This is a genomic window from Treponema sp. UBA7570 (assembly GCA_002477955.1).
GTDB lineage: Bacteria > Spirochaetota > Spirochaetia > Treponematales > Treponemataceae > Treponema_D.
In genome coordinates, this window is sequence record DLLE01000023.1 from 1 (window position 1) to 9,358 (window position 9,358).

The 9,358-nt window shown below is 39.0% G+C and carries 5 protein-coding genes and 1 pseudogene; 2 read left to right on the forward strand and 4 right to left on the reverse strand.

Features of this window, described 5'->3' with window-relative positions:
* Positions 1 to 801 (forward strand): annotated as a pseudogene (locus B4N75_RS02205) (tagaturonate reductase); the annotation flags it as partial.
* Between the two features lie 81 nt (positions 802 to 882).
* Here the strand turns inward: B4N75_RS02205 and B4N75_RS02210 are convergent.
* On the reverse strand, positions 883 to 1,749 hold the full coding sequence (locus B4N75_RS02210; RefSeq protein WP_296706504.1) for a formylglycine-generating enzyme family protein: 867 nt from the start codon (positions 1,747 to 1,749) through the stop codon (positions 883 to 885).
* 174 nt (positions 1,750 to 1,923) lie between these two features.
* On the reverse strand, positions 1,924 to 2,607 hold the full coding sequence (locus B4N75_RS02215; protein ID WP_296706505.1) for a DUF6261 family protein: 684 nt from the start codon (positions 2,605 to 2,607) through the stop codon (positions 1,924 to 1,926).
* Between the two features lie 984 nt (positions 2,608 to 3,591).
* Between B4N75_RS02215 and B4N75_RS02220 the strand changes: the two genes are divergently transcribed.
* Positions 3,592 to 5,157 (forward strand): UxaA family hydrolase, encoded by a 1,566-nt coding sequence (locus B4N75_RS02220; RefSeq protein ID WP_296669090.1) that lies wholly within the window; start codon positions 3,592 to 3,594, stop codon positions 5,155 to 5,157.
* A gap of 66 nt (positions 5,158 to 5,223) precedes the next feature.
* Here the strand turns inward: B4N75_RS02220 and B4N75_RS02225 are convergent, their stop codons facing one another.
* Together B4N75_RS02225 and B4N75_RS02230 are read right to left on the reverse strand one after the other, a co-directional pair.
* Positions 5,224 to 5,811: a GNAT family N-acetyltransferase gene (locus tag B4N75_RS02225; RefSeq protein ID WP_296706507.1), complete on the reverse strand. Its 588-nt coding sequence runs from the start codon at positions 5,809 to 5,811 to the stop codon at positions 5,224 to 5,226.
* Complete coding sequence (locus tag B4N75_RS02230) at positions 5,801 to 9,292, reverse strand: UvrD-helicase domain-containing protein (RefSeq protein ID WP_296706509.1); 3,492 nt, start codon at positions 9,290 to 9,292, stop codon at positions 5,801 to 5,803. Before B4N75_RS02230 ends, B4N75_RS02225 begins: the two co-directional genes overlap by 11 nt.
* Between the last annotated feature and the right edge of the window lie 66 nt (positions 9,293 to 9,358).

A 9,358-nucleotide genomic window follows, 5' to 3' on the forward strand; every position in this document is an offset into this window, starting at 1 on the left:
GCAGAGCTTTTCCACTTCTGGGTTATCGAGTCTAAAAAATCACACGAGGATGAGCTTCCTCTCGTTAAGGCTGGACTTTCAGTTAAATGGGTTCAGAACATGGACTACTACCACACAAGAAAAGTACGCATCTTGAACGGCGCGCACACATCTTCTGTTTTGGCAGCTTTCCTTGCAGGCTCAAACTACGTTCAGGACATTGTTTGCTCTGAAAAAGTTGGAACAGGATTCAACACACCAAACGCTGACGCTCAGAAATTTATGCGCAACGTAATCTTCAACGAGATTATTCCTTCAATCGACGGAGATCAGGAAGACCTCAAAGAATACGCTGAGAACGTATGGTCACGCTTCCAGAACCCGTTCAACCCGCACCGCTTGATCGAAATTTCTTTGAACTCAGTTGCAAAATACTGGACACGTTGCTTGCCTTCTGTAACACAGTACATCGCAAAGAAAGGCTCAGTTCCAAAGCTCCTTTCATTCTCAATCGCAGCTTTGATTGCTTTCTACAACGGAACAGAAATCAAGACAGACGACAAAGGCGCGAAATATCTTGAGTCAAAGAGAGAAGAGGGCGTTTATCCTAACAAGGACACTCTTCCAGTTCTCGAATTCTTTGCGGCTCTCAACAAAGAGACAAAAGACGCAAAGGAAATCACAAAGAAAGTTCTTACAAATGTTGATTTCTGGCACGAGGACCTCACAAAATACGCAGGCCTTGAAGAAAGCGTAGCAAAGAACCTTGCAGACATTCAGAAAAACGGAATGAAAGCAGCTCTTGCAGAGATTGTAAAATAGTTAGCTTAAAATACTATAAAAGCAAAAAAGGGCTGTCCTGATTTTTAGGACAGCCCTTTTTTGCTGCAGAACTAGCCAACGTTATTTTGCATTGCGAACAACGCGGAAGGTACAGCGGCCTAGGGAGAGTTTACCGTCGTCGTAGTAACGCTCGGCAACACTCGCATAGTCGGCTTCGCCAAAAAAGTATATCGAATCTTCGTCATAGAGCATACAATTATTTTTGTTATAGAACGAAACACCGCCGCGTAGCCAGAAACTATGGTTCCGATCCTTGACTGAGATTGCCGTGTCGCTTGATACCAAATTACTGTTCCAGCACCATTCCCAAAGGATTCCGCACATGTCGTAAAGTCCGTAACCGTTTGGCTTTTTGCTCTTTACATTTCTTGTTAAGAGAGAATTTGTACACCATGCAACTTCTTTTATGTCGTTGCTTCCGGCATAGGTGTAGCTTTCACCGCCACGCGCTGCCCATTCCCATTCAGCATCTGTCGGCAAACGGTAGCCGTTTGCTGAAAAATCACACGTTATAATCTTTACATCTCCCCGATATGCTCTCGCTGGACCTGGCTCTCCGTCAAATAAATAGCAAGGAGTTAAGTTTTCTTTAAGAGAGAGTAAGTTGCAGTACATAAGCGCATCATATAAGCTGACATTGTTTACAGGGTTGTTTTTTCCATTCTTCTCGAAAGACTGGGCAGTACTTCGGTCATTTCCAACAACAGCCTTGAATTCTCCGCGTGTTACAGGATGGTCACACATGTAAAACGAGGCGATTTCAAACTTACGTCCTTCTTTGAATGTAAATGAACGCGGAGTCCATTTTTCTGTTCCGTCAATTGAAACGGCAGGAATTTTTACAAATCCTTTTGGAATTTTCTCGCTGTAGCCAGAAACTGCAAGCCACATTGCCGCAAGCACGGCAAAAACCTTTGATTTTTTCATTTTTATTACTCCTATAAAAAATCTATTTAGAGATTGCCGTATCAAGCACGACAATCTATTGTAAAATTTCAATAGATTATCGGGTCAAGCCCGATAATGACAGAATCGCTATGACATTCCCATGTTAAACACGGCAATGTCATTTAGAAATTATTAGAAAAACTCCATCTTCTCCTATTTTCCACGGCGCGAGACAATTTCGTTTACGCGCTTTATTTCGCCTTCCGCTTTTGTTGCAAAGTCTGCGTACACTGCGCTGTTTGCCATTTGCATTGCTGTAATGTACGGAATCAACTTGTCGTTTATTAAAGAAAGAAGAGGCTTTTTTAGCGAAGAGGCGCTTTCTGTTTTTACGCTGGAAGCCGCATTGTACTCGTCGCTTGCCTTTACAAATGAATCCTGAGCAGAGCGGATTTGCTCCAAGATTTCCTTTATTCCGTCGAGCGCGCAAACCGTTTCTTCTTCATTAGAAAAATCTTCCAGAAGGCTTTCAATCAGCGAAGACTCGCTTACATAGTTTGCCGTTGTGATTGATTTTCCGTACTTGTCAAAAACAGCCTTGAGTTTTTTCGCCGCCTCTTTTTTTGCCGCAACTGGAAAAACCTCATATCCGTCCAAAAGCGTCGAAAGATTTTTTACAGCCTCATCTCGCACGCCGTCAGCCTCTTCAAGATTGCTTAGAACTTTGTCCTTCTTGATTGCAGTTGTAATCGCAACAGAAAGCTTTTCAATCTCATCCATCACGCTCTTCAAAAACGCATCCGAAGAAACTCCCTCATCCGCCTTGTAAAGCCGCACAAGCGCATCGCTAAGCCCGTCAACTTCCGTTACACGAACCTTAGAAATTACTTTATTCATTCAACCTCCAACTCCGACTCTAAAGCCGGCAATTTTTATTTATTACTGTCATTTTGAGTCTGCTCCGAAAATCCAGCTATATATTCCTGTCATTTTCGGGCTTGACCCGGAAATCCGCTGAAAATTTCCAACAGATTCCCGTGTCGCAGCACGGGAATGACATTTCATGTTTACTGCGGAATTATTCCGAAGGCACTAAACAAAGCCTCGGCGCGGATTTTTTCCGAATACTCCCTAAAAAGAAAGTCTGCCCGCGGAATTTTTCCGAAAGCTCCCCAGACAAAAAAGCCGCTTTCGGAATTTTTCCATAGTCCGCCAAAACAAAAAGTCTGCCAATGGAATTTTTCCGAAACCTTCCCAAGAAAAAAAACTGCATTCGGAAAAATTCCGTTTAAACGCAAAAAGACCGCCATGCCCTGAAAAAATTTCTTTTTCCAAGACACAACGGCCTTTCTGCAATTATAAATATTGAAAGTGTATTATCTGTTCTGTTCTGTTCTGTTCTGTTTCAAGATTGTGCCTCTCCGATTTTTCCTGTCAAGGACGAGTATAACATATTTAATGCGATTTGTACAAACAGCTCAAACTTCGAGTTTTGATAAGAACAGTAATTTTTATGTCATTCCAGTGCTGCGACACTGCGATGTTTACGCAGTAAACTCAGTCAGGAACCTGTTGGAAATTTTCAATAGATTATCGGGTCAAGCCCGATAATGACAGTAAAACTCGAAATTAAGGTTACACAACTTTTTTTGCCTCAGGCTATGGAGCAGTGGCGGCGGATTAAAAAAACGCACTAGCGATGTGCAGGGTGCGAAGCAGACGGCATTTTTGCCGGCCGGAGCGAATAGCGCAGCCCGGAACGTAGCGCCGCCTTTTGGCGGAGTGCCCGAATTTTGATAATGACTTTTTGCTTATAAAATGATAGATTTTCAGAACGCACGTAACTTAATTGTTTAATTTTAGGTCACTTTTGGGGGTACTATGAGCAAAATCGCTATTAGAATTAATTCGGCTGACATTGTAGCTGTCGCGCTTCAGCCGCTGGCAAAAGGCACGGAAGTTATTCTTGAAGCTTCTGGAAATGCGCCGGAAACTAAAGTAACTCTTACAGAGGATATTACAGCCGGTCATAAATTCGCAATCCGCGACATAAAAAAAGACGAGCCTGTCATAAAATACGGATATCCGATTGGCGCTGCTACTCAGGATATTCCTGCTGGAAGCCATGTTCACACACACAACATTCACACCTTGCTTTCTGAAAAATTTGAATACACTTATAACGAAGAAAACGCAAAAGCTGCTTACGAAAAATGGTACAAGGAAACTGAGGACTTGCGCAAAAATGTTCCTTCTGTAAACGTTTACAAACGCGCAGACGGCCGCATTGGTATTCGCAACGAAATTTGGATTGTTCCGCTTGTTGGCTGTGTTAATAAAATTTCTGAACGCCTTGCAACCTGGGCAAATGCAAAATTTTTTGACGGCGAAGAGCCAAAGCCAAATACAAATGGCGGTCTTGAAGGAATTTTTGCCTGGACTCATCCTTATGGCTGTTCCCAGATGGGTGGCGACAAAGAAACTACTGCAAAAATTTTGGCAGATTTAGTTCATCACCCGAATGCCGGCGGCGTTCTTGTTGTTTCTCTCGGCTGTGAAGAAAACAATATTCCTTATTTTAAGGAATTTTTGGGCGAATATGATGAAAACCGCGTAAAATTTATGACAACTCAGCAGACAGAAGATGAGCTTTCGGCTGGAAAAGAACTGATTACTGAACTTGTAAAATATGTTGGCCAGTTTAAGCGCGAGTCTGTTCCTCTTTCAGAAGTTGTTCTTGGAATGAAGTGCGGTGGTTCGGACGGAATGTCTGGAATTACGGCAAATGCTTTGATTGGCCGGGTTTGCGATGCTATGACAGGAATGGGCGGCCGCGTAATGCTCACTGAAGTTCCAGAAATGTTTGGCGCTGAGCAAATGCTTATGAACCGCTGTGTTGATAAAAAACGCTTTGACGAAACTGTAAATCTTATTAACGGATTTAAAGATTATTATGCCCGCCACAATCAGGTTTGCTACGAAAATCCAAGTCCAGGAAACAAAGCCGGCGGAATTACAACGCTCGAAGACAAATCTTTGGGTTGTGTTCAGAAGGGCGGAAAAGCGCCTGTTACAGGGGTTCTCAAATATGGGGAGCGTCTGACAGAAAAAGGCCTTACTCTTCTTGAAGGTCCTGGCAACGACATTGTTTCTACAACAGATATGACTGCTGCTGGAGCAAACATTATTCTGTTCTCTACTGGACGCGGAACTCCTCTCGGCGCTCCTGTTCCAACTGTAAAAATTGCAACAAATCATCCTCTCGCAGAAAAAAAATCTGACTGGATTGATTTTGACGCGGCACGCCTTTTAGACGAGCCAAGCGACAAAGTTCGCGATTCTCTCCTTGAATTGATTTGCGATATTTGTTCTGGAAAAAAACAGACAAAGAACGAAATCAACGGTTACCGCGAAATTGCAATCTTTAAAGATGGTGTAACTCTGTAATTTTAATTTTTATTGAATAACCAAACTGCCTGAAAAGTATAAATTTACTTTTCAGGCTTTTTTTATTTAAAGTTGTTCGAGCAAAGCACTAAATGGAATTGTTTTTTTCTGAGAACTTTTGTGTTCTCCTAAATGTTTTTCCATCCAAACCATGCTGTACCAGCGGTCAAATTTGTATCCGCAGTCTTTAAAAATCCCTATCATTCGGTAATTCATTTTTTCGTGGAACTTTACACTGGCGTTTGTAAGAAATTCATCTTCTCGTTCTGTATAGGCAATACAAGCATAACAATTTAAAATATTTTGTTTTTTAAGAAGAAATTCGAGTTTTTTAAGCAAAATTCCGCCAATGCCCATCTTTCTGTATCCATTTTTTACATAAATTGACGTTTCTATTGACCAATCGTACGCAGCCCGGGATTTTAATTCTCCAGCATAAGCATATCCCAAAATTTCGTCGGCTTGAGAAACTGCAATCAAATACGGATATTTTTTAAGAGTTTTTTCGATTCGAGCGCGAAATTCCTGCAGAGTCGGAGTTTCAATTTCAAAGCTAATTGCCGTATTTTCAACATAAAACTTATAAATTTCTAAAAGTTCAGCTGCATTTTCCGGAGAAGCAACCTTTATTTTTATATTTTCTTTAATACTCATAAATATTCTCGTTCAAACATAGATTTTCCGGCAAAACTTCAATTTCTTTTCCAAAACGCAAATAAAACAAAAAAGTTCTTATTTTTTCTTCTGGAACTGACAGCATTTGAGAAACTGCGCGTCTATAACAGGCCAATTGCGAATAATAAATTTCCGGACGAATTTCCTGGTTTGTTTTGTAATCAACAACAAAAAAATTTTCATCCTTTTCTTTAAAAACCAAATCAATTACACCAGACAAAATTTTTTCTCCAAACCGGCTTTTAAACTCAAATTCTTCTTTTCGCCAGACTGAATTCAGCGCTTTTTTTCCAAGATCTGAATTCAAAAATTCTTTCGTCATTTGCTCACAAATTTTTTCAACTTTCTTAATATCGCCCGTGCTATTTTCCAATCCGGAAACGTCCTGATTATTATACGGAACTTTTATTTCCTCTCCGTAAAATTTCAGCGCATTTTCGAGATAAGAATGTGCGATTGTACCAAAATTGTTAAAGTCAAAATTCTTGTGTCTTTCAATAATTTCATTTATTTCGGCAAATGGCAAATTCGTCCGGTTTTTGTTTTCAAGAGATTTTCTAAATTCATCTTTTTCGGCTTCTTCGTAAAGTTTGCTCGGAGAAACATAAATTTTTTCAACTTGATCTTTTTTTAGAATTTGCGAGCTTTCGTAAGGACTTTGTTTTGAAAGCGCTTTTACAAAGTCAATTTTTGCTTTTTGAGTATTCGGGCGTTTTTGTTCCGAAAAAACTTCGCCTTGAGAAAAAGGTTTAATTATTTCAATTTTAGAAAAAGGCGAGGCTTCTTGATAATTTGAATTTCCACTTTCGTCCTTTTTACTGTAAAAATCGATAACTGGAGCAAGAACTTTATAAATTGAATCGGCATTTTTTGTTCCGCCTGGCAAATATTCTTCAACATCTTTTGGAACTTCGTAACTGCTGTTTGTAATAAAAATTTCGTCTTCCGCGCGAGTTAGGGCAACATAAGTCAGACGACGCATTTCCGCACATTCTTTTAATTCATTTTCGTTTTTTGCGAGAGTATAAAAATAGTTTTTTGAATCTTTAAAATACGTCGGAGTATTAAGCGCAAAACCAAATTTTGAGCTGTAATAAACAGGAACCGTGCTTTTTTCGTTTACAGAACCTCGTTGAGTGTCGCAAATAAAGACGATTTTAAATTCAAGGCCTTTGCTTTTGTGAACCGTCATAATATGAACGCCTTCTGATTTTTCGACAGGAACATTTATTTCAAGTTTTGACTTTTCTTCTTCGTATTCAAACAAATAATCGACAAAACTGCCAAGATTTAAATTCTTTTCATCGCCTTCGCGGGCAAGCGCAAACAAAAGGTCGTAAAGTTTTTCGTACATTTTGACAGTTTCGTTCCACATTGTTTCAAACCGATAACCAAATTCATACCAGAGTTTTGAAACAGTTTTTGCAAGCGAATTTTCTTTTGCAAATTCCTTAACTTCCTCATAAAATTTTGCGGCATTCTTAAAACGAATCAAAGAATCTTCCTGCAAAATTTCTGCACTTTCGTCAGAAAAAACATCCTGCTTTAAGGAAAGAACCGCTTCCGTTTCCGTCACTGTTAAATTTACAAAAGGGGAACTCAAAACTTTTCCGTATGCCATTCTGTCGTCAGAATATGCACAAAGCTTTAAATAAGCGGCAATGTCGCTAACTGGCCCGTCAGAAAAAAATCCTTTTAAGGTTTCTGTGTTGTACGGAATTCCATGACGCAAAAATGCGCGTTCAAAAACAGCTTGTTTTGAATATGACCTGAGCAAAATCGCCATATCCGAAAAATCATACCCTTCGCCGTGCTTTTCAGCAATTTTTTGAGCAACCCATTCGGCTTCGGCAAAAGTTCCGGTAAAAAATCCATTTGGAGCTTCGGTATTTTTTTCGTAAAAAGCAAGATTTACTCTTCTTTTTGAATTTTCATTTTTTTCTTCGATTTCGAGTTTTTTTTCGTCTGGCAAAACAGAATGATAAATTGCCTCGTAAGGCGGAATTTCGTAATTATTTTTTTGCTGACGTTCATTAAAAAAAACAGACGGCGGAGTTACCGCAAATTCAACATTTTTTGCATTTTTGTCAGAATACAAATCGCCTCCAAAAATCGTATTAAATGCAGAAATCAATTTTGGATTTGAACGATGGTTTGTGTACATTTGCAAAGTTCCATCAGAAAAATCTTTTGCAAGATTATTAAAAACTTCAACATCTGCGCCACGAAAGCGATAAATACTCTGTTTTTCGTCGCCAACAAAAAACAATTTTTCTTTTTCAAGCTCTTCAACCGACGGAACGCCTTTTTCCATTCTTTCTTTTTTTTCTGCCAGAAGAAAAAGCATATTGCGCTGATCCAGGTTATTGTCCTGAAATTCATCAATCATAATTGCTTTATATTTTTCTTTTTCCATGGCACGAATTTCCGGATAATCGCAAAGAATCTGCAATGCCATATTAGAAACGTCGGCAAAAGTCAGACAGTTTGATGAGCGTTTTACATTCATTACAATTTCTTGAAATTCTTCCAGAAGAGGCAAAATTTTTTCCAAATATGGAATTCCGTAAATATAATTTGCAAGCGAAAGCAAATCGCTTTTTGCAGAGCGAAATAAATCAATATTTTCCTTAAGCAAATCAACTTCTGCCGATTTTACCCTCGGTTTTGAATAATTTATTCCGTTTATTTTTTCTGCATATTCTTTTATTAACGAAAAATTTTGAGTTTCGATGTTTTCGTCCGTAATTTCTACAATTTCTGGAGAAACATTTTTATTTTTTTCTTTTATATACGATTCAAACGACTTGCTTTCCCGGTTTCCCGAAAATTCATCTTCAAAACTTTCAATTTCGTTCAAAATTTCTGAAATTTTATGAACTGTTTTATTCCATTCCTGAACAATTTTTGCAAACTGCTTTTTAAAATCCTCACGAAAATCTATGGGATTTGCAATTTTTGAATGGACAAGAATCGGTTCAACAAAGAGTTTGTCTGCAACCGCCTCGTAATCTTGAACTTTTATAAACTCTTTTAAAGTTTCATTGTCGCGATGTTCAAGCAAAAAGGGCAGGGCTTTTGCCTTTACCTGAGTTTTTATGCTTTCATCATCTTGAACAAAATCTGGACTTATTCCGTAAAAACGGCAACCAAGTTTTGCGACGCTATTACAATAACTGTCCAAAGTTTTTATATTCGCCTTATAAAAATTCGCAGCCTGCTCGGGCGCTTCTTTTTTTAAGACGTTGTAAATTCTCGAGGACATTTCGACCGTAGCTTTTTTTGTAAAAGTCAAAGTCAAAATCTGCTCAACGTTGTATTTGTATTTTTTTATCAAATTCAAATATCGGAGCGAAAGAACTGTCGTTTTTCCAGAACCTGCTCCAGCTGCAACTACCGTATTTTTTATTGAATCAATTGCTTTTTGCTGTTCCGGCAACATCTGTTTTATATCAGCCATTTTTTCCTCCGTTATTCGTGTTTTCCGACGTTAAAAGTTTTTCGGCAGATTGAATTGTATTCGCAG